Genomic DNA, 20,251 nt, shown 5'->3' with positions numbered 1-20,251 from the left:
GTTCAGGCCGCACCGACCTCGATGAGTACGACGCCGGCCATCACCGCCACGATGCCGAGCACCATCACCCGGGTGAGCGCCTCCCCGAACAGGACGCGCCCGGCGAGCGCGGTGAGTGCGACGCCGGTCGCAGCCCAGATCCCGTAGGCGACACCGAGTCCGACGCCTGCTGCCAGAGTGGCCGAGAGCGCGACGAACGACATCGCGTAACCGACGGCGACGGCCAGGTAGAACGCCCGCCGCCCGCCCGCGGCGACCCGCAACGACACCGTGCCCGACACCTCGGCGAGCACGGCGATCGCCAGGTACAGCCAGCCCATCAGTCGCCCGCGTCCGGCGAGCGGCGTGCGGGTGAGCCGAACTCGATGCACAGCACCCCGCCGATCACGAGGACGATGCCGACGATCATCAGTGCGGTGAACGCCTCACCGAAGATGACCGCCGACAACACGGCCGTGGCGGCGACGCCGAGCGCACCCCAGATCCCGTACGCGACACCGAGTCCCAGACCGGCGCGCAGAACGCGGTCGAGCAGCACGAACGCGCCGAGATAGCCGACCGCGACCACGACATAGAGGCCGGGGTGATCGAGTGCGCCTTTCAGGGCGAGCGACCCCGCGACCTCGGCGCCGATCGCGCACCCGAGCAGCCCCCAGGTCCGCGGGACCACCGCCTGTGTCACCGCGCCCGGCGCAGCGCCGCGAGGATGGTGTCGGACAGTTCCGGTCGGCAGATCACGAGGTCGGGCAGGTACACGTCGTCGGAGTTGTAGCGCAGGGGCGACCCGTCGATGCGGCTGCAGAAGAGTCCTGCCGCCTCGGCGACGGCAACCGGTGCGGCGGAGTCCCATTCGTACTGCCCGCCGGCGTGGACGTACGCGTCGGCCTCGCCGCGGACCACGGCCATCGCCTTCGCCCCGGCCGAGCCCAGCGGGGTGACGACCCCACCGACGGCGTCGGCGACGGCGTCGGAGAACGTCGGCGGCCGCGATCCGCTCACCACCACGCGCGGGGTGTCGTCCGCGCGCGGATCGAGCAGTCCGGCAACGGGTTCCACCGGCATCGAGCCGGTGTCATAGGTAACCCCCAGCGCGGGAAGGGCGACGGCGCCGGCGACGAGGCCGGTACCGGCGAACCACAGCGCCACGTGGACGGCCCAGTCGCGCCGACCTTCCGTGCGGTACTCGCGGGTGCCGTCGAGGGGATCGACGATCCAGACGCGGTCGGCGGCGAGCCGTCGGCGGTCGTCGGCGGACTCCTCCGACAACACCGCATCGTCGGGGCGCTCCGCCCGCAACCGTTCCAGCAGCAGGTCGTTGGCCTGCTGGTCCCCGGCGTCACCGAGCTCGGTGCCGCTCAGTCCCCCTTCTGCCCGCAGCGCCACCAGCAACTCTCCGGCCGCGGCGGCCAGGTCGGCGGCCAGGCGTGCGTCCACCGACGCGCCGCCGGTCACAGCCCGAGATCCCGGATGATGGCGTCGGCGATGTCGGTGGGTGACCCGTGGTCGGGGGTCACGACGATCTCGGCGTCGGTGGGGCGCTCGTAGGGCGAGTCGATCCCGGTGAACTGCTTCACCTCTCCCCGACGTGCGCGGGCATAGAGCCCCTTGGGGTCGCGTCGTTCGCACTCGGCGAGCGGGGTGTCGACGAACACCTCGAAGAACGGCAGTCCCGCGGCGGCATGGATCTCGCGCGCCCGTCGACGTTCGGCGGCGAACGGGCTGATCAACGAGACGATCGCGACCGAGCCCGAGTCGGCGAACAACGACGCGACCTCGGAGGTGCGTCGGATGTTCTCGCGTCGGTCGTCGTCACCGAAGCCGAGGTCGGAGTTGAGTCCGTGGCGCAAGTTGTCACCATCCATCAGGTAGGCGGGGCGCCCGGCCGCGACGAGGCGACGCTCCACCTCCACCGCGATCGAGCTCTTTCCCGATCCGGACAGTCCGGTGAGCCAGATCGTGGCACCACGATACGGGCGCTGATCGGGTGACACCTTCGACCCGTGCCACACGATGGTGCTCTGATGGTCGACCGGGCCGCTGATCATCCCCGCGGCGACGGTCGTGTTGGTCGCCTCGTCGACGAGGATGAAGCTGCCGGTGTCGCGATTGCGACGGTAGGCGTCGAACATCAGCGGCTGCTGCGCGTGCAGCGTGACACGGCCGATCTGGTTGACCGACAGGGCCTCCGCGGTCTCGTCGCGGTGCAGCGTGTTGATGTCGAGCCGGTAGTTGAGGGTGGTGATCTGCGCGCGTACCGACGCCGTCGTCGCCGAGACGACGTAGCGGTTGCCCGGCCTCAACGTGGAGTCGTCGGAGAACCAGCACACCATCGCGTCGACGTCGCGCCCCACCCACGGACGATTGTTGGGTCGCGCGATCATCTCCCCGCGGGTGATGTCGATCTCGTCGCGCAACGACACCGACACCGCCATCGGCGGAAACGCCTGCGCCACCTCGACACCCCCGGGCGCCCAGATGCGATCGATGGTGGTGGTGAAGCCGCCGGGGAGCACCACGACCTCGTCGCCGGGTGCGAAGGTGCCGCCGGCGACGGTCCCGGCGTAGCTGCGGTGATCGGAGCCGTCGCCGCGCTGCGGTCGGATCACGTACTGCACGGGTAGTCGGGCGTCGATCAGATTGCGGTCCGACGCGATGTGCACCTCCTCGAGATGGTCGAGGAGTGGCGCACCGTGATACCAGTCCATGTTCGCCGACGGGGTCACGACGTTGTCGCCGAGCAGCGCCGACACCGGGATGAAGGTGAGGTCGGTGACGGTCAGTTTCGAGGCGAACGAGGCGAACTCGTCACGGATCTCGTCGAACCGGGCCTGCGAATAGTCGACGAGGTCCATCTTGTTGACCGCGAGCACGAGGTGCGGGATGCCCAGCAGCGACGACAGGAACGCGTGGCGTCGGGTCTGTTCGAGCACTCCCTTGCGTGCGTCGATCAGCACGATGGCGAGGTCGGCCGTCGATGCCCCGGTCACCATGTTCCGCGTGTACTGCACGTGTCCCGGGGTGTCGGCGATGATGAACTTGCGCCGCGGCGTGGCGAAGTAGCGGTAGGCGACGTCGATGGTGATGCCCTGTTCGCGCTCGGCACGCAGACCGTCGGTGAGCAGGGCGAGGTTCGCGTACTCGTCGCCGCGTTCGGCGCTGGTCCGCTCGATCGACTCCATCTGATCGGTGAAGATCGACTTCGAGTCGTAGAGCAGTCGCCCGATGAGGGTCGACTTCCCGTCGTCGACACTTCCTGCGGTCGCCAGGCGCAGCAGTTCTTTTCGGCTCTCGGCCGCGATCGGCAGCGCCATCAGAAGTAGCCCTCCTTCTTGCGGTCTTCCATCCCCGATTCGGAGATCCGATCGTCGGCACGGGTGGCACCACGCTCGGTGAGTCGGGTGGCGGCGACCTCGGCGATCACCTCGGCGACCGTCGTGGCCGCACTGAGCACGCAGCCCGTGCAGGTCGCGTCGCCGACGGTCCGGAAGCGCACGGTCTCGGTACGTGCCGTCTCGTGCTCTGCGGTCTCGAGGAAACGGGTGCGCGCCAACAGCATCCCGTCACGCTCGACGACCTCGCGGTCGTGGGCGTAGTAGATCGGCGGCAGGTCGATGGACTCCGCGGCGATGTACTGCCAGATGTCGAGTTCGGTCCAGTTGCTCAGCGGGAACACCCGGATGTGTTCGCCCGGTGCGTGTCTGCCGTTGTAGAGGTTCCAGAGTTCGGGACGTTGCGCCCGGGGATCCCAGGCGCCGAACCGGTCACGGAAGCTGAAGACGCGTTCCTTCGCGCGGGCCTTCTCCTCGTCACGGCGGGCTCCGCCGAACACCGCGTCGAAGCGGTTCTCGGTGATACCGCGCAGCAGCGCAGCGGTCTGGAGCCGGTTGCGACTCGCGCCGGGGCCGGTCTGTTCGACGACCCGCCCCGCGTCGATGTCGTCCTGCACGCTGGAGACGAGCAGTCGCACGCCGGTCTCGGCGACGATCCGGTCGCGGAACTCGATCACCTCGTCGAAGTTGTGCCCGGTGTCGACGTGCATCAGCGGGAACGGGACGGGCGCGGGCCAGAACGCCTTGCGCGCCAGGTGGAACATCACCACCGAGTCCTTGCCGCCCGAGAACAGCAGACCGGGACGCTGCGCGGTGGCCGCGACCTCCCGGATGATGTGCACCGATTCCGCCTCGAGGGCGGCCAGGTGCGACAGCTCGTAACCGCCGTCGAGCATGTGACTCCTCCGACTCAGCGCTTGTGATGTCGATTATTCGACAGTAGCGTTCGACTATGTGACAGTAAACACCACGACATCGGAGCGTCAACCGGTGTCGGCGCCGACGCACCGCGTGGTCGCCGTCGTCGAGTTCCTCGCCTCGGATCCGTCCCGGCGGCCGTCGCTCGCCGAGATCGTGCGCGCAGTCGGGATGACCCGTGCGACCGCGCACGCCGTGCTCACCCAGTTGTGCGCGGAGCGGTGGGTCGACCGTGGCGAGGACAACCGTTTCGCGCTGGCGCCGGCGTTCCTCGGACGGATGGCCGCATCGGTGCGCACACGCCCCCTGGTGGTGACCTTCGGCCCGTCGATACGTGCTGCCGCACGCGACCTCGCCATGCCGGTCTTCCTCGCCGAACGCGAGGACGCGTCCATCACCGTGGCCGACATCGCCGGCGACATCGCGTGGGCGCAGACCGGCATGCGCATCCCGATCTGGGCCCCCCTGTGTCGGGAGTTCATCGCGTGGGAACGATCCACCGAGCGCGCGCAGTGGCTCGACACCGTGCCCGAGGCGGCGCGCGACGCGATCACCGACGTGATCCGCACCGTCGGCGATCGCGGTTTCAGCGTGGAGAACCTGGGGCGCGAGGCGACCGAGGTGATGGCGACGCTGCACTCGGTGCACCGCGCCGATTCGGCCCCGGCGGTGCAACGCCGCATCGCCGACCTGCTGATCGACCTGATGACGTCGGATTACCGACCGGAGGATCTGTCCGGGAGGGTCCCGACCATGTCGGTCGCGGTACCCGTCGTCACCCCGGATCGGATCGAGTCCGACGGGTCGTACCGGGTGACCGCATCGCTGGTCGCCTGTCCGGGCGCGACGGTGGATGCACGCCGGATCGACCACATCGTGGAGCGCCTGCGCGAGGCCGTCACCACGACAGACGGCGCGACGACCCCCTGAGGTCGCTTTACCAACCAAGCACTTGCTAGGTATGGTCGGGCCATGACCTCACCACCGCAGATCCCGGCACCTCTCACCGGCGCCGAGCTGACCGCGGACTCCACGCCGGTCGCCTACGAGGTGGTCGACGGTGTCGCGTACGTGACGCTCAACCGTCCCGACTACCGCAACGCGCAGAACTCGGTGATGACTTATTCGCTCGACGCCGCATTCGTGAAGGCGGTCGACGACCGCGGAGTATCGGTGATCGTGCTGCGCGCCCACGGCAAACACTTCTCCGCGGGCCACGACATCGGCACCCCCGAACGTGACTTCCACGTCGAGTACCCCAACACCGCGACCATCTACTGGGACCACACCGACCGCACCGGTGGCGATCAGCGCCTCGCACGCGAGATGGAGGTCTACGTCGGGATGTGCCGCCGCTGGCGGGACATCCCCAAGCCGATGATCGCGCAGGTACACGGCGCGTGCATCGCGGGCGGTCTCATGTTGGCGTGGATCTGCGACTTCATCGTCGCGTCCGACGATGCCTTCTTCTCCGATCCGGTTGCCCGCATGGGTATCCCGGGTGTCGAGTACTTCGCCCACGCCTTCGTGCTCGGCCCCCGGCGCGCGAAGGAGATCCTGTTCACCGGCCGCCGCTTCACCGCAGCCGAGGCGCTCGACTGGGGCATGGTCAATCACGTCGTCCCGCGTGACGAACTGTCGACGAAGGTCGCCGAGATCGCGGCGTCGATCACCGAGATGCCCCCGCTGGGTCTGGCGCTGTGCAAGAAGGCCGTCAACATCTGCGAGGACCAGATGGGCCTGCGGAACTCGATGGACTCCGTGTTCGGCTGGCACCACTTCGCCCACAGCGCGAACGCCGAGGCGTCCGGCGGGGATGCGTTGGGCGGCATGGACGCCCGGTCGATGAAGGCGAGCGGGGCGTCGTAGATGGATCTCGAATTCGACAGCGACGTCGAGGCCTTCCGCCTCGAGGTGCGGGACTGGCTGCAGGCCAACGTACCGACCACACCCCTGCCCTCGATGGACACCGCCGAGGGATTCGAGGCACACCGCGCGTGGGAGGCCACCATGGCCGACGCGCGGATGTCGGTGGTGAGCTGGCCGCAGGAGTTCGGTGGTCGCGACGCGAGCCTTCTGCACTGGGTGGTCTTCGAGGAGGAGTACTACCGTTCCCGGGCCCCGGGCCGCGTGAGCCAGAACGGCATCTTCCTGCTCGCCCCGACCCTCTTCGATCACGCACACCCCGAACAGCTCGCCCGCATCATGCCGAGAATGGCGCGAGCAGAGGACATCTGGGGACAGGCGTGGAGTGAGCCGGAGTCGGGCAGCGACCTCGCATCGCTGCGGTCGAGCGCGGTCCGCACCGACGGCGGCTGGCTGCTGCGGGGCCAGAAGACGTGGAGTTCCCGGTCGAGTTTCGCCGACCGCGGGTTCGGATTGTTCCGCACCGACGCCGATTCCAGCCGCCACCGGGGGCTGACCTACTTCATGTTCGATCTCCGTGCCGAGGGCGTCACGGTGCGGCCCATCGCCCAGCTCGACGGCGAACCGGGTTTCGCCGAATTGTTCCTCGACGACGTCTTCGTGCCCGACGACCCCGACAACCCCGGGGAATCGGGGGTCATCGGCGAGGCCGGCAACGGGTGGAAGATCGCGATGAGCACGGCGGCCAACGAACGCGGTCTGTCACTGCGGTCACCGGGCCGGTTCCTGGCGACCACCGACCGGCTGCTCGAACTCTGGGGGCACCGGGATCCCACGGACCCCGACGCCGCAGCGCTCGGCGCGCGTGTCGCCGACGCCTGGATCGGCGCCCGAGCCTACGAGCTGTCGACGTACGCGACGGTCAGTCGTCTCGCCGAGGGCGGGCAGCTGGGGATGGAGTCGTCGATCACCAAGGTGTTCTGGTCCGAGTGGGACATCGCGACCCACGAGACCGCACTCGATCTCCTCGGTGTGGACGCCGAACGCGCCGACTCCCCCGGCGGTGACCACGACTGGATGGGCGGTCATCTGTTCTCCCTGTCGGGCCCGATCTACGCCGGCACCAACGAGATCCAGCGCAACGTGATCGCCGAGCGGCTGCTGGGACTCCCGAGAGGCGACCGATGAGATTCCTGCTCGACACCGAACACCTCGATCTCGCGGGCAGCATCGACGCGATGCTCGCCCGCGCCGACATGCCCGCGGTGGTGCGGGCGTGGAACGACGGCGATCACGCCCCGGGGCGAGCGGTGTGGCGCAGGCTCGCCGACACCGGCGTCACCGCGCTACTCGCCTCGGAGGAGGCGGGCGGCGTCGGGGCGGGCGCGGTCGAGATGGTCGTCGCGGCCGAACAACTCGGACGCCACTGCGTACCCGGCCCGGTCGCCGAGACCGTCGCCGTCGTCCCGGTCGTGCTGTCCGCGGCCGGACGGGCCGACCTCGCCGAACCACTGTTCGCGGGGGACCTGGCGACGATCGCGGTGCCCGACGAGGTGCCCTACGCCGCCGACGCGGTGGCCGCCGACCTCGTTCTGCTCCTGCAGGATTCGACACTGCACGTCGCCGAACCCGACGTCACCCACGCCTCGGTCGACCGGTCGCGGCACATCTCCACCGTCGTCGCCCGCGAGTCGGTGGCGACCGACATCGACACGCAGCGGGCCCTCGAGATCGGCGCGTTGGCCACCGCGGCACAGCTGGTGGGTCTGGCGTCGGCGATGCTGTCGACGGCGAGCGATCATGCGCGCAACCGGACCCAGTTCGGGCGCCCGATCGGATCGTTCCAGGCCGTGAAGCACCACCTCGCCGACGTCGCGATCGCCGTGGAGATGGCACGCCCCCTGGTGCACGGGGCCGCGCTGGCGATCGACTCCGGCGCCGTGACGACCGGACGCGACGTCTCCGCCGCGAAGGTCGCCTGCGGTCGCGCCGCCGATCTCGCGGCACGCACCGCCCTGCAGACCCTGGGCGCGATCGGCTACACCGCCGAACACGACCTGTCGCTCTACCTGACCAAGACCCGTGCGCTGCAGTCGGCGTGGGGCACCGCGGCGCGACACCGCCGCACGGTGTTGTCGGCGATCACCGCATGAGCGACACCGTGTTCGCCGCACCCGGGGTCGACACCGCCGAACAGTCCGCGCTGCGCGACTCGGTGCGCACCGTGCTGGCCCGCCAGGGTGGATCGGCGTCGCTGCGCGCGGCCATGGCCGCGACCCCCCGGTTCGACGGCTACCTGTGGAGAACGCTGGCCGAGCAGGTGGGGGTGGCCGCGCTCGCCGTGCCCGAACGGTTCGGCGGGGTCGGCGCCACGCTGGTGGAGAGCCACATCGTCCTCGAGGAACTCGGGCGGTCGCTGCACCCCGTGCCGATGCTCGGCTCGGTTCTCGCCACGCAGGCCCTGCTGTTCACCCGCGACGACGACGCCTGCGCACGATTGCTCCCCGGCATCGCCGAGGGGTCGTCGGTCGCCGCACTGTGCTGGGCCGGCGAATCGGGTTGGGACACCCCCGGTGTCGTCGCCGATGGTGGACTACTGACCGGGACGGCGCACTACGTGCTCGACGGCGAGTACGCCGACGTGTTCCTGGTGATCGCCCGCTCGGGGACGCACACGACCCTGCACGAGGTCTCCCCCGACGCCGACGGGGTGTCCCGGACACCGCTGCCCGTGCTCGACCCGACACGACCGCTGACCCGGGTGACCTTCGACGACACACCCGCTCAGACGATCGCCGCACCCGGTGACCTCATCGGTCGACTCCAGGCCGTCGCCGCGGTCGCCCTCAGCGCCGAGCAGGTCGGGGTGGCCGCAGAACTGCTCGACCGCACGGTCGCCCACACGGCCGCACGTACCCAGTTCGGCCGCCCGATCGGCTCGTTCCAGGCCCTCAAACACCGCATGGCCGACATGTTCGTCGCGGTCGAGTCGGCACGATCGATCTCGTACGCCGCCGCCCACGCGGTGGCGCACGACTCCGGACCGGACGGCGCCGAGCCCACCATCGCCGCGGCCCGCATCCACTGCTCGCGCGCCGCGGCGGCCGTCGCCGGAGAGGCGATGCAGATGCACGGCGGGATCGGCATCACCTGGGAGCACGACGTCCAGCTCTACTTCAAACGCGCCCACACCGACGCGCAGCTGTTCGGACGCACGCAGACGGCGTCCGACGGTCTCGCGAAGACCCTCGGACTGTAAAAAGTTCAGCCGTTCGACCGACTTGCGTCCACATCAGTCCGTCGTCGCGATCACCGTATTACCATCGCGATGATGAACGACCGCTCGAGTTCGCGCGGCGGGAACGCGACGAATTATGTGGACCCGAAGGCGGTCAGCGCTGCTCTGACCACCACTCTCGAACTCGCGGCGCGTGCGGTGGACTTCTCGATGGCGATCCTGCACATCCTCGACGACGAGAACCAGTACGTGCTGGCCGCGCACGGCGTCCACGGAGCCATCGGCACGGTCACGCCGCGCCAGAACACCACCTGCCGTGAGGTCGTCGACACCGGACGTCCGCTCGTCATCGCCGACGCCACCAACTCGACGATCAACGAGTCCCTGCTCGATCCGCTGCGCAAGGCCGGTCTGCGGACGTACGTCGGTGTACCCCTGTTCAGTCGCGAGCACACCGCGATCGGGACGCTGTGCCTCACCGACACGGAAGTGCGTGAACTCGACGTCGACGACCTCACCCTGCTGCAGAAGTACGCCCGCGTCCTCGAGGAGCAACTCGAGTTGCAGCGCGACCGGGAGGTCACCGCCGGGGTCTACCCGCTCGACGAGATCATCACCGGGCTCCAGCGCGGCGAGATCCGCCCGTACTTCCAGGCGATCGTCGATCCGCGCACCCGCCGCATGCACGGGTACGAGGCGCTGTGCCGCTGGATGCACCCCACCGACGGTCTTCTCCCACCGAGCCGTTTCCTGCCCGCGGTCCGCGACACCGACATCATGCTCGACATCGACCTGTCGGTGATGCGCATCGCGATGACGGTGATGGCCGGGTCGTCGGACACCGTGCTGCACGTCAACGTCGACGGCGCGCATCTGATCCGACCGGCGCGACTGCACCTCCTGCTCGACGCCGTCGCCGAGGGCGCGCTGCCCCCCGAACGCCTGTGCCTCGAGCTCGTCGAATCGGCCACCCTCGACGACACCGAGGCCATCGAGGCGATCTCCGCGCTGCGCGCTCTCGGCACCCACATCGTGATCGACGACGTGGGCCGCGGATGGTCGTCGCTCAGCCGCATGATCACCTGGCCCATCGACGGTTTCAAGATCGACGCGTCCCTCACCGCCGGCCTCGGCACCGACGTCGTCGACCACCTGCTCAGCGGACTCATCAGCCACGCCGCGGCCAACAATCTCAGCGTGATCGCCGAGGGGATCGAGACGCCCGAGCAGGTCACCTCGCTCGTCGCGCTGCACTGCCCGCTGGCGCAGGGCTACCACTTCCAGGTGCCGCAGCCCTATCCGATCGCCCTGCGTGCCGGGGACGTGACCGAGCGCATCTAGCGGCGGGCGACCAGGCCGTCGAACGCGTCGTCGACGGCGGCCTCGGTGAGTCCGAAGTCCTCGAGCGAATAGCGGTGCACCGGTTTGCGATCGCCGCTCTTGCTCTCGGCGTCCATCGCGACCATCGCCGCGCGTGCCTCGTCGCCGAGAGGCGTGCCCAGTGCGGTGTAGATCGTCTCGACCGCGCCGAGGGGATCGTCACGGAGGTCGGCGAAGTCGATGTCGACGAACGACGCCGGATCGTGTCGTGCCCGCGCCTGCGTGAATCGCTGCAGACCCCGCGACCACAGTTCGAGTTGGGTCGCACCGATGGTGTCGCCGACGAACGTCGTCGACCACCCGTCGGTGGCGCTGGCGGCCAACGAACACATCGATCCGATGATCGTGCGCGGCGGCCGGTGGGTCTGGACCACGAGGGCGTCGGGATAGACGGCGAGGAGTTCGTCGAGAGCGAACAGGTGGCTCGGATTCTTGAGCACCCACCGCTTCTCGGGCTCGTTCGCACCGATCAGTGCCAGGTTGCGACGGTGGCGTTCGTAGGCGGGCGTCCAGTCACGACCGTCGAGCCAGCGTGAGTAGGTCGGCAGATGCGCCAGCGACTCGTACGAGATCGACATCATGGTCTGCCGCAGGAGTTGCCAGCACTCCTCGACGTCGTCGGCACTCATGTAGTGCAGGCCCATGAACTCCGGGTTCTCCACGTGGTGTTGCTCGAGGCCGGCATTGATCTGTTGGAACACCGGATTCGCGGCCCACGTGTCGCGCGGCGGGCGCGGTTGGGGGAACTCCGCCAACCACATCTCGAGACCCTGGTGCGCGGGATCGGCGGTCAGCAGGCGGTGCAGTGCCGTGGTGCCCGTCCGCGGTAGCCCGGTGACGAAGATCGGCCGGGTGATCGGGGTCGAGGACAACCCGGGGTTCGCCGTGAACGACGCCTGACTGACCAGCCGCGCCACCAGTGCGCCGCGGAGGAAGAACCGGGACATCTTGCTGCCCAGTTCGGTCAGGCCTGCGTCTCGCTGGTAACTCTCCAGCAGCACCGACAGGCCCTCGCGGTAGTCGTCACCGCCCGGCTCGTCGGTACCGAAATCGTCGAGCCCGCAGGCCTTGATCGCCGAGGCGTGCAGATCCTCGACGGTGCCCACACCGGTACGTCCGGTCATCGTCGGTCCTCTCAGGAGTGATCTCGCATCAACAATGGAACTGGCCGCAGTTGACGTCGAGGGTCTGCCCGGTGATCGCGCTGGCCCAGTCCGAGGCCAGGAACACCACCGCCCGGGCGATCTCGTCGGGTTCGGGCAGTCGTTTGAGGTCCGACTTCGAGGCCGTCTCGCGGTAGACGTCGTCGGGGCTGATGTCGTACTTCTTCGCGACCTCGCCGAAGTACCACCGGAGTTGATCGTCCCAGATGTACCCGGGCGCCACGCTGTTCACCCGGATGCCGTTGTCCCCCAGTTCGGTGGCCAGGGTCTGCGACATCGCCAGGAGCGCGGCCTTGGCGAGCTTGTAGCTGCCGTAACGGGGTTCGCTGTGGCGCAGCACCATCGAATTGATCATCACCACCGCACCGGACGTCGCGCCCAGGGCCTCGGTGAACGCCTTCGTCATGCGCAGACCGCCGAGGACGGTGAGGTCGAGGCTGGAGGTGATGGCGTCGAAGTCGGTACGGGCCAACGACTTCATCGAGGGCAGGGCGAAGGCGTTGTTGACGAGCGCGTCGACGCGGCCGAACCGCTCCACCGTCGCCGTGACGAGGGCGTCGACCGCCTCGTCGGAGGTGATGTCGGTCGGTACCGCGTGCGCGACACCACCGGCGGTGGCGATCTCGTCGACCACCGCGTGCAGACGTTCGGGGGTACGTGCCGCGAGCACGACCGATGCCCCGGCCGCGGCGGCCTGCAGGCAGATCGACCGGCCCAGTCCGGGACCCACGCCACCGACCACGACGACCTTGCCGTCCAACAGTCCGGTCATCTCGCCCTCACCCCAGCATCCTGCTCGCGATGCCGCGCTGTCGGGCGGCGATCCGCTCCCGCCAACCGTCGGCGTCGATCACGTTGTGGGAGTGGAACGGGAGGTGTTGTGCGACATCGTCGAACGCGATGACCTGCGCGGTGGGGCCCGCGCACGCGGGGATGGGCGCCGAGGTGCGTTGCCACCGGATCTGCAGGATGCCGTGGCTGCGGCCGGTGGTCTCGATCCAGTTCGCGACACCGGGATCGCGGCGGGAGACCACCATGCGGATCATGCCGTCGGGGTCGGTCTGCGCCTGGGCGCTGTTGAGGCTGGTCTGATGGCCGATGTAGTCGAGCGAGATGTACCACATGCTCCCCAACTGGAAACCCTGGTACGGCGCATCGGATCTCGGGACCGTGATGATCATGGCCTCGTCGTCGGCGAGGTCGTAGTGCCCGACGGAGGAGAACTGTGTCGACAGTCCGCCGGGGGTGAGGCGGGGCTCGGTGAAGGTGTTCACCGGCAGGTCGAGATAGAACCATTTCGGGAAGTTGAACCATGTGTTGATCCGCGAGAGCAACATCTTGCCCGCCACCCGATACCGCTTGGTGAGAACCGCGATGTCGGGTTCGTCGGCCGGGGTACCCACGGTGTCGACGCGCTCGATCGCGATGGTCCCCTTCTGCTCGGCGAGCCAGTCGCCGAACACCTCGCGCACCGCGAGCGTGGTGGCCCCGTCTGCGAGGGTGAAGTGGTTCGGTCGTGTCTCGTCGGAACCGTAGGGGCCGAACCACAACTCGAAGGAACCGTCGGCGGCGATGTCGAGTCGTCGGTCGTCGAACGCGTCGTCGCCACCGGGAACCCGGTCGGGGTCGTAGTTGCCGGTGATCACCTGGAAACTGAGATCGGTCGTGGTGCCCCGCGTCCCGGTGACCCGGTACTCGGCGCCCGCCACGAGATCGGCGCTGTAGTAGAGGGTGTCGGGGTTGTCGAGACCCATCTTCGTGTAGGGGCCGGTGGAGGTGACGAAGAACGGGTGGGTCAGCGCCCGCGACCATGCGAGCTGCATCACCGCGTGGATGCTCTGCCCGAGATAGCTGTACCCCTCAGCGAGGTCGATGTCGGTGCGGATGAAATCGGCTCCGCGGATCAACTCCTCGGCCTCGGCGATCGCCTCGGTCAGCGGTGCGGTGATGTCGCCCGTCACAACCATGTGTCGCCTCCGGTCCAGGTGAGGAAGTTCTCGAGCTCGGCCTGCGCCGGCGTCACCCGCGGATGTTCGGTCGACAGATAGCCGCCGCGGTAGAACAGCAACGGCTTGTCCTGCAGCATCTCGCCGAGCACGGTGACCCTGCCGATCACGATGAAGTGGTCGCCACCGTCGTCGACGCGTTCGATGTCGCACTGCGCCCAGGTGATGCAGTGGCGGATCACCGGCAGGCCCCCGGGTGACCGGTCCCAGTCGATGTGCGCGAACTTGTCGGTGCCCGGCGCGCCGAAGGTGGCGCTGACGTCCTGCTGGTGGTTGGACAGGATGTTCACGCAGAACCGACCGGCCGTCTCGATGACCTTCCAACTGCGCGAGGTCTTCTGCGGACAGAACAGCACGAGCGGCGGGTCGAGCGACAGCGCGGCGAACGACTGGCAGGCGAACCCGGCCGGTGATCCCTCGGCGTCGAGGGTGGTGATCACGGTGACCCCGGTGCAGAACTGCCCCATCGCGGTGCGGAACTGGCGCGGGTCGAAATCGGTGGTGCCTCGCGAGGCGTGGCTCATGTCAGTTCGCGAACCCGATGGAGAAGTCGTGGCCCCAGAGACTCACCGCGGTGCTCTCGCGCGCCACCCATTCGTGATCGTCGACAGTGCGCCCCTCGCAACCGAATTCGATGTCGAACCCACCGGGGGTCTTCATGTAGAAGGAGTACATGAGGTCGTTGACGTGGCGGCCCAGGGTCGCCGACATCGGCACCTTCTTGCGCAGCGCCCGGTCGTGGGCGAGGCCGACATCGTCGGTGGAGCCCACCTCGACCATGAGGTGCACGATCCCCGTGGTGTTCGGGATCGGCAGGAACGCGAGGCTGTGGTGGCGCGGATTGCATCCGAAGAACCGCAGCCACGGGGTCGGGTCGCCCTCGTTGCGCCCGACCACCTGCGGGGGCAGGCGCATCGAGTCGCGCAGACGGAAGCCGAGGACGTCGCGATAGAACTCGAGCGAGGCCTCGTCGTCGTCGGTGGTGAGCACCACGTGCCCGAGACCCTGCTCACCGGTGACGAAGGTGTGCCCGTACGGACTCACCACCCGTCGGTGCTGCAGCGCCACACCGTGAAACGCCTCGAGGACGTTGCCGGTGGGATCGGAGAACACGATCATCTCGACGACCTGACGGTCGACGAGCTCGGAGTCCTTCGCCTCGCGATAGACGATGCCCGCCGCCGAGAGGCGGTCCCGCACCTCCTGCAGCCCTGCGGCATTCGCACATTCCCACCCCGAGGAGGCGAGGCGGTCCTGGTCGCCGGGGACGATGACCAGTCGCGCCGGGAAGTCGTCCATGCGCAGGTAGAGAGCGCCTTCGGTGGTGCCCTTGCCCTCCACCATGCCGAGGACCTTGAGTCCGTAGTCGCGCCAGGCCGCCATGTCGGTGGCCTCGATGCGCATATATCCGAGCGAGCGGATCGGTCCGGAGTCGGTGGTTGCCGAGACCATGCGATCAGACCATCGTGTCGCCGATGGGGATGCCGTACTCCCCGTTGGCGAAGGCCTGGTAGGCACGCTCGGCGTCGTTGGCGGCGTGCACACGGCCGGCGTGGGCGTCCCGCCAGAAGCGTTGCAGCGGTTGATCGCTGTCGAGTGCCCGGGCGCCGGCGGCCTCGAAGAGGCGGTCGATCGCGGAGATCGAGCGCGACGACGCGCGGACCTGGTCGCGACGGGCACGCAGCCGCAGCTCCATCGGGACCTCCTCGCCGGCCACGATGAGGTCGTATTCGTCCTGGACGTTGCCGGAGAGCTGACGCCACGCGGCGTCGATGTCGCTGGCGGCCTCGGCGATACGGACCTTGCCGAACGGGTCGTCCTTCGCCTTCTCACCGGCGTAGGCCGCGCGGACACGCTTGCCCTGGGCCTCGACGTGTGCGGCGTACGCGCCGTAGCCCATGCCGACCACCGGGGTCGAGATCACGGTCGGATGGATGGTGCCCCAGGGCATCTTGTAGACCGGTGCGGTGTTGGTCTCGAGGCCCGGCGCGGTGCCGGTGGCCATGGCACGGAAGCTGAGCATGCGGTGCGAGGGCACGAAGGCGTCCTTGACGACCAGCGTGTTCGATCCGGTGCCCTTGAGTCCTGCGACGTGCCAGACGTCGCGGATCTCGTAGTCGCTGCGGGGCAGCAGGTAGCTGACGAAGTCGACGGGCTTGCCGTTCTTGAACACCGGGCCACCCACGAAGGTCCACTGCGCGTGGTCACACCCCGACGACCAGTGCCACTCGCCGTTCACCTTGTAGCCGCCGTCGACGACCTCACCCATGCCCATCGGGGCGTAGGAGGAACCGATGCGTGTGGTCGGGTCGTCGCCCCACACCTCCTCCTGCGCCTGCTGGGGGAACAGCGCGAGGTGCCAGTTGTGGATGCCGAGGATCGACGAGACCCAGCCGGTGGAGCCGCAGGCGGTGGCCAGACGTCGGACAGCCTCGTAGTAGGTGACCGGGTCGACCTCGTAGCCGCCCCACTGCGAGGGCTGGACGAGCTTGAAGAAGCCCACCTCGTCGAGGCTGTCGATGGTCTCGGTGGGAATGCGGCGCTGATCCTCGCACTCCTGGGCACGCTTCTCGATCTCGGGCAGCAGGGAATCGATCTTGTTCAGCACCTCGGTGCCGATCTCACTCCGCTGTGTCATGCGCGCACTCCCAACTCATGGTGAACAATCTCGGATCCAAGACTAGAACACGTTCTCATTTATGTCGAGGCCTGCGCGTTTGCGCCGGTACAGTGGCGTCTCGAAGGGCATTTCTGTAACGTGTTCTACTGATGATGCCGCGGGTACACGCCGCGTGTGGCCGTTCGCGAGGAGCGTTGAGATGACTGATCTGCAGAACGATGTCGCCATCCGCGAGATCGACACCGGGACCCCGCCCACCCGCTTCGCCCGGGGATGGCACTGCCTGGGTCTGGCCTCGGAGTTCACCGACGGCGTCCCGCACTCCATCGAGGCCTTCGGCACCAAACTCGTCGTCTGGTCCGATGCCGACGGGGAGGTGAGCATCCTCGACGCGTACTGCCGCCACATGGGCGGCGACCTGTCGAAGGGCAGCGTCAAGGACGGCAACATCGCGTGTCCGTTCCACGACTGGCGCTGGAAGGGCAACGGCCGCTGCGCCGGCGTCCCCTACGCCAAGCGCACACCCAAGCTCGCGAAGACCCGCGCCTGGCCGACGATGATCCGCAACGGACAGCTGTTCGTCTACAACGATCCCGAGGGCAACCCGCCGCCCGCCGACGTCGTGATCCCCGAGATCGAGGAGTTCGGTACCGGCGAGTGGACCGACTGGACGTGGAACCGGATCGTCATCGAGGGCTCCAACTGCCGGGAGATCATCGACAACGTCGTCGACATGGCGCACTTCTTCTACATCCACTACGCGCTCCCCGACTACTTCAAGAACGTCTTCGAGGGCGAGACCGCGGCGCAGTACATGAACTCCCGTGGCCGGCCCGACATCGAGATGACGTCGGCCTATGGCGACAGCTATCTGAAATCGATTGCGGCGTACTACGGTCCGGCCTACATGCTGAACCCGATGCACCAGACCTACGGCGGCTACGCGATCGAGACGATCCTGACCAACTGTCACTACCCCATCGACAACAACTCGTTCGTGTTGATGTTCGGCGTGATGGCCAAGAAGCCCGACGGCTTGTCCGAGGAGCAGGCGCAGGGCATGGCGCGCAAGATCTCCGAGGGCGTCGAGGTCGGGTTCCTGCAGGACGTCGAGATCTGGAAGCACAAGAGCCGCATCGACAATCCCCTCCTCGTCGAGGAGGACGGGCCTGTGTACCAGCTCCGCCGGTGGTACGAGCAGTTCTATGTCGACGCCGCCGACGTCACCGAGGAGATGACGGCACGCTACGAGTACGAGATCGACACCACCAAGGCCCTGGAGAACTGGGGTGTCGAGGTCGAGGACAACCTGCGCCGCAAGGCCGCGGGCGAGGACACCGAGTCCGACATCCGGGCCGAGCAGCAGAAGCTCTCGGCGACCAACGACGCCGCGAAGGTGTGACGCGATGACGCGGGCCGTCGACCGACCGACCGGGTCGGTGGGTGCGTGGGCGAAGGCCCCCGACTTCGCCGACGACCCGCACCGGCGTGCCGAGATCGCCTCGGCCACCGACCGCGATCGGGCGCACTACCTGCGCGACGGTTTGCGCGAGATCGAGTGTCGGGCGTGCCATGCCTGCGTGATGGTGAAGAAGATCAGCGAGTTCCAGACCAGCGTGCAGTGGTCGGGCGAGGCCCGGGCGCAGTGCTCGGAGCTGACCAGGGTCCGCGACAGCGGCGGCAACCCGGCGATGACCCCCACGTGTTCACGGCTGTCGGCCAGCATCGACCACGGTGTCATCGAGGGGATCATCCCGCCGCACCAGTGAATCGGCGATGATTTCTCGCGACGTCGCCGGTCTGTACCGGTGACATCCACCCGCGAGAGGATCTGACGATGACCGAGTACTCCGCGCCCGCCGGCGCACCCATCTGGTTCGACCTGATGAGCTCCGACCCCGCACGTGCCGCGGAGTTCTATGGTGCGGTGTTCGGCTGGGAGGTCGAGGGACCGCCGCGCGAAGAGTTCGGCGGATACCAGAACTTCACCCGTGCCGGAGCCCGCGTCGCGGGACTGAGCCCGTGGATGGAGCAGGCGGGCGGGCCCGCCGACATCTGGTCGGTGTACCTGCACGCCCCCGACGCCGCCGCCACCGTCGCGGCCGCCGAGAAGGCCGGGGCCACCGTGATCGTCCCGCCGATGGCCGTCGGCACCGAGGGCACGATGGCGATGGTCGCCGATCCGGCCGGTGCCGCGATCGGCTTCTGGCAGCCCGCCGACCATGTCGGGTTCACCACCTGGGGCGAGCACGGCGCACCCTACTGGTTCGAGAGCCAGTCGAAGGACTACGCCGCATCGACCGCCTTCTACTCGACGGTGACGGGGGCGAGCCTGCTCGAGGTCGGCACCGGGGGCGCCGAGGACGCCCAGGGCCCGGAGCACTACTCGCAGTTGATGTACGGCGAACTGGGCTACGCCGGGATCATGGACGCGGTGAAGGTGTTCCCGCCCGAGGTGCCGTCCTTCTGGCAGTTCTACGTCACCGTCGACGACGTCGCCGCGGCCACCGCCGAGGTCTCCCGACAAGGAGGCGAGGTCCTCATGGGCGGCGAGGTGACCCCCTTCGGCACCCTCGCCTCCGCCAAGGACCCCATGGGCGCCGTCTTCTGCTACGCCTCACCCCCCGAAGGCATGTAGCCCGCGGCTTGCGAACGCGGGTCGAATCGGGGAACGCGGGTGCCACGGCACCGGCGTTACACGGATCGGCCCGCGTTCGTCGCGCCTGGAACCGGACGGTCACGGCGTGAGTCAGAACAGGATGATCACCTTCCCGACCGATCGTCACGGACTCGTCCACCGAGAGATCGCCTTGGCGGCGGGGTTCACCGACGACGAGATCAGACGCGAGCTGCGCGACGGTCGTCTGAGTCGCGTGCACCGAGGCGTGTACGTCGCCCCCGCTCTGCGATCGCCCGAGGCCGTTCACCGACTGGCCGCGGTCGCGTCGGCCGAGATCTCGGGCGACCGTTCGGTTCTGAGCCACCAGTCTGCGGCCACGGTGCACGGACTGTCGCTGCTGAGGCCGGATCTGCAACGGATCCACACGACGAACGGGCGCCTCACGGGTGGCTGGCGGACATCGATTCGTCAAGATCACGTGGGTTCACTCGCCGACGGCGAGGTCACGGCCATCGACGGGGTGCGCGTCACCTCGCTGGAACGGACTGCGGTCGACGTCGCCCGTACGGCGCGTGGCGGGTTCGCCGCGGCGCTGTCCGTCTTCGATTCCGCACTTCGCCTCGGCGCCGACCGCGAGCCGATGGCCGACGGTCTCGCGGCAACCCGCCGCGGAGTCGGACCGGCGCGCCGCGCGTTCTCCCTCGCCGACTGCAAGGCGGAGAATCCCGGGGAATCGTGGAGCCGTGCGGTGATGATCGAGTCGGGACTCCCGACACCGCGCCTGCAGCACGAGTTCCGAGACGCAGACGGGAATGTCATCGCGCGCACCGACTTCGACTGGTCGGGCCGGTTGGTCGGCGAATTCGACGGTGACGTCAAGTATCAGAAGTATCTGCGACCCGGCGAGACGCCGTTCGACGCGATGAAGCGAGAAAAGCTCCGAGAGGACGCACTACGCCGACTCGGGATCATGGTCATCCGATGGACCTGGAGTGACCTCGTGTCGGGTCGGTTGCTACCGATGATCCGCGAGTGGCTCGTCCGACTCGACCTGATGGCCGCGTAACGCGTGCGGAGTCGGCAAACGCGGGCGCCCCGACCCTCGCGTTCG

21 protein-coding genes are annotated in these 20,251 nt (G+C 68.4%); 10 read left to right on the top strand and 11 right to left on the bottom strand.

Annotation, left to right across the window (positions count from 1 at the left end; translation table 11 throughout):
• Positions 1–2: 2 nt before the first annotated feature.
• From OG579_RS17720 to cysD, 5 genes are read right to left on the bottom strand one after another with little or no spacing between them, the layout of a single operon-like run.
• Positions 3–371: a DMT family transporter gene (locus OG579_RS17720; protein WP_456243460.1), complete on the bottom strand. Its 369-nt coding sequence runs from the start codon at positions 369–371 to the stop codon at positions 3–5.
• On the bottom strand, positions 320–682 hold the full coding sequence (locus OG579_RS17715) for a DMT family transporter (protein ID WP_328857015.1): 363 nt from the start codon (positions 680–682) through the stop codon (positions 320–322). The genes OG579_RS17720 and OG579_RS17715 overlap by 52 nt, the downstream gene beginning before the upstream one ends.
• Positions 679–1,452, bottom strand: coding sequence for a 3'(2'),5'-bisphosphate nucleotidase CysQ (locus OG579_RS17710; protein ID WP_328857014.1), 774 nt, complete (start codon positions 1,450–1,452; stop codon positions 679–681). Before OG579_RS17710 ends, OG579_RS17715 begins: the two co-directional genes overlap by 4 nt.
• Positions 1,449–3,311 carry an adenylyl-sulfate kinase gene (gene cysC / locus OG579_RS17705; protein WP_328857013.1) on the bottom strand — a complete coding sequence of 621 codons (1,863 nt, stop codon included), beginning with the start codon at positions 3,309–3,311 and terminating at the stop codon, positions 1,449–1,451. The genes OG579_RS17710 and cysC overlap by 4 nt, the downstream gene beginning before the upstream one ends.
• Positions 3,311–4,225: a sulfate adenylyltransferase subunit CysD gene (gene cysD, locus OG579_RS17700; RefSeq protein WP_082501670.1), complete on the bottom strand. Its 915-nt coding sequence runs from the start codon at positions 4,223–4,225 to the stop codon at positions 3,311–3,313. The genes cysC and cysD overlap by 1 nt, the downstream gene beginning before the upstream one ends.
• Positions 4,226–4,283: 58 nt before the next feature.
• Here cysD and OG579_RS17695 point away from each other — a divergent pair, with 58 nt between their 5' ends.
• The 6 genes from OG579_RS17695 to OG579_RS17670 all read left to right on the top strand — a co-directional run bounded on the left by OG579_RS17695 (position 4,284) and on the right by OG579_RS17670 (position 10,692).
• A complete protein-coding gene (locus OG579_RS17695; protein WP_328857012.1) occupies positions 4,284–5,177 on the top strand; it encodes a helix-turn-helix domain-containing protein in 894 nt (297 codons plus the stop codon).
• Between the two features lie 42 nt (positions 5,178–5,219).
• Positions 5,220–6,116 (top strand): enoyl-CoA hydratase, encoded by an 897-nt coding sequence (locus OG579_RS17690; protein ID WP_328857011.1) that lies wholly within the window; start codon positions 5,220–5,222, stop codon positions 6,114–6,116.
• On the top strand, positions 6,117–7,301 hold the full coding sequence (locus OG579_RS17685; RefSeq protein ID WP_328857010.1) for an acyl-CoA dehydrogenase family protein: 1,185 nt from the start codon (positions 6,117–6,119) through the stop codon (positions 7,299–7,301).
• Positions 7,298–8,266, top strand: a complete 969-nt coding sequence (locus OG579_RS17680; protein ID WP_328857009.1) for an acyl-CoA dehydrogenase family protein — start codon at positions 7,298–7,300, stop codon at positions 8,264–8,266. The genes OG579_RS17685 and OG579_RS17680 overlap by 4 nt, the downstream gene beginning before the upstream one ends.
• On the top strand, positions 8,263–9,372 hold the full coding sequence (locus OG579_RS17675) for an acyl-CoA dehydrogenase family protein (RefSeq protein WP_328857008.1): 1,110 nt from the start codon (positions 8,263–8,265) through the stop codon (positions 9,370–9,372). The genes OG579_RS17680 and OG579_RS17675 overlap by 4 nt, the downstream gene beginning before the upstream one ends.
• 72 nt (positions 9,373–9,444) lie before the next feature.
• Positions 9,445–10,692 carry a sensor domain-containing phosphodiesterase gene (locus OG579_RS17670; protein WP_328857007.1) on the top strand — a complete coding sequence of 416 codons (1,248 nt, stop codon included), beginning with the start codon at positions 9,445–9,447 and terminating at the stop codon, positions 10,690–10,692.
• On the opposite strand, the gene OG579_RS17665 is transcribed toward OG579_RS17670, so the two are convergent.
• The 6 genes from OG579_RS17665 to hsaA are packed head-to-tail and all read right to left on the bottom strand — an operon-like array spanning position 10,689 to position 16,538.
• Positions 10,689–11,855: a sulfotransferase family protein gene (locus OG579_RS17665; protein WP_328857006.1), complete on the bottom strand. Its 1,167-nt coding sequence runs from the start codon at positions 11,853–11,855 to the stop codon at positions 10,689–10,691. The genes OG579_RS17670 and OG579_RS17665 overlap by 4 nt on opposite strands.
• 28 nt (positions 11,856–11,883) lie before the next feature.
• Entirely contained in the window at positions 11,884–12,666 is a 783-nt protein-coding gene (locus OG579_RS17660; protein WP_328857005.1) for an SDR family oxidoreductase, read from the bottom strand.
• A gap of 7 nt (positions 12,667–12,673) precedes the next feature.
• Positions 12,674–13,861: a hypothetical protein gene (locus OG579_RS17655; RefSeq protein WP_328857004.1), complete on the bottom strand. Its 1,188-nt coding sequence runs from the start codon at positions 13,859–13,861 to the stop codon at positions 12,674–12,676.
• The gene (hsaB, locus tag OG579_RS17650; RefSeq protein ID WP_328857003.1) at positions 13,852–14,424 is read right to left on the bottom strand and encodes a 3-hydroxy-9,10-secoandrosta-1,3,5(10)-triene-9,17-dione monooxygenase reductase subunit; all 573 of its coding nucleotides are present in this window, start codon (positions 14,422–14,424) and stop codon (positions 13,852–13,854) included. The genes OG579_RS17655 and hsaB overlap by 10 nt, the downstream gene beginning before the upstream one ends.
• 1 nt (position 14,425) lies before the next feature.
• Positions 14,426–15,352, bottom strand: a complete 927-nt coding sequence (gene hsaC / locus OG579_RS17645; protein WP_328857002.1) for an iron-dependent extradiol dioxygenase HsaC — start codon at positions 15,350–15,352, stop codon at positions 14,426–14,428.
• A 4-nt stretch (positions 15,353–15,356) separates the two neighbouring features.
• A complete protein-coding gene (gene hsaA, locus OG579_RS17640; protein ID WP_045824323.1) occupies positions 15,357–16,538 on the bottom strand; it encodes a 3-hydroxy-9,10-secoandrosta-1,3,5(10)-triene-9,17-dione monooxygenase oxygenase subunit in 1,182 nt (393 codons plus the stop codon).
• Between the two features lie 181 nt (positions 16,539–16,719).
• On the opposite strand from hsaA, the gene OG579_RS17635 reads away from it, so the two are divergent.
• From OG579_RS17635 to OG579_RS17620, 4 genes are all read left to right on the top strand, one after another.
• Positions 16,720–17,922 (top strand): Rieske 2Fe-2S domain-containing protein, encoded by a 1,203-nt coding sequence (locus OG579_RS17635; protein WP_328857001.1) that lies wholly within the window; start codon positions 16,720–16,722, stop codon positions 17,920–17,922.
• Positions 17,923–17,926: 4 nt separating this feature from the next.
• Positions 17,927–18,289: a hypothetical protein gene (locus OG579_RS17630; RefSeq protein WP_328857000.1), complete on the top strand. Its 363-nt coding sequence runs from the start codon at positions 17,927–17,929 to the stop codon at positions 18,287–18,289.
• 68 nt (positions 18,290–18,357) lie between these two features.
• Positions 18,358–19,158, top strand: coding sequence for a VOC family protein (locus tag OG579_RS17625; protein WP_328856999.1), 801 nt, complete (start codon positions 18,358–18,360; stop codon positions 19,156–19,158).
• 106 nt (positions 19,159–19,264) lie between these two features.
• A complete protein-coding gene (locus tag OG579_RS17620) occupies positions 19,265–20,206 on the top strand; it encodes a type IV toxin-antitoxin system AbiEi family antitoxin domain-containing protein (RefSeq protein WP_328856998.1) in 942 nt (313 codons plus the stop codon).
• The last annotated feature ends 45 nt before the right edge of the window (positions 20,207–20,251 follow it).

The sequence above is a fragment of the Williamsia herbipolensis genome, assembly GCF_036153515.1.
Classification (GTDB): Bacteria; Actinomycetota; Actinomycetes; order Mycobacteriales; family Mycobacteriaceae; genus Williamsia_A; species Williamsia_A herbipolensis.
This window is presented reverse-complemented; position numbering and strand designations above follow the sequence as displayed.